The organism is Calothrix sp. CBUCES-K 9914 (assembly GCF_059640475.1).
Map to the genome: position 1 here is coordinate 1 of NZ_JBXXZH010000554.1, position 930 is coordinate 930.

General features: G+C 38.2%; 1 pseudogene. It reads right to left on the reverse strand.

Going from position 1 to position 930, the window contains the following annotated elements:
• Positions 1–351, reverse strand: a pseudogene (locus tag AC2JBO_RS45030) (photosystem II q(b) protein); the annotation flags it as partial.
• Positions 352–930 lie beyond the last annotated feature (579 nt).

Sequence of the window (930 nt, forward strand, 5' to 3'; positions counted from 1 at the left end):
GAATACTACCAACTGGTAAGGACCACCGTTGTACAACCACTCATCTAAGGAAGCTGCTTCCCAAATGGGGTAGAAGTGCAAACCGATAGCGTTTGAAGAAGGAACAACGGCACCGGAAATAATATTGTTTCCGTACATTAATGAACCAGCTACTGGTTCGCGGATACCGTCGATGTCAACGGGAGGTGCTGCTACAAATGCGATGATGAAGCAGATGATTGCTGACAACAGTGTAGGAATCATCAATACACCGAACCAACCTACATAAATGCGGTTTTCAGTGCTGGTAATCCACTGGCAGAACCGTTCCCATACGTTTGCGTTATCGCGACGTTGTAAGGTTGCAGTCATGTTCTTATTAATGCGAAATAATGTGAATCTACTCAGGCAAGATTTAACTTACCTGTAATCACAACTTTACATGAATTCACTTAATAAGAGCATCTACTCATTATTTAATTTGTTTATAAGTATTATTAACTTTACTTATGAAAAAGATTTACCTAACGTTCGTTAGGCATCAATGTTCTCAAGTTACAAATCCTCTTGAAATTCTTCTACGTAAGGGTTTCAATGATTTGCTATTACTTGCTTCATTAAGTTGTTTTAAGCTGTATTAATAGTTTTGCAAACTAAATTAACACAACTATAAGTCAGTTTACATAACTTATTTAAAAAATGTCAAGATAGATGAGAATTAAACCCCAAACTACGTAAAGGAAGAAAACTTAACTTCTTACCTTTGCGCTCTTCGCGTTCTTTGCGGTTCGTTACATTACTTTACACTGAAGTTTGTGTACTTCCGAGTAAAAAATATCCAGAGCTTTCTTGTAGAGTGTACATTTCTTGTGGAGTGGGCATCCTTGCCATTGGCGTCAAGTTAAGAAAGATGGCGCCTTGTCAAGCAGGGTTCCTGCATATGGTTAACTC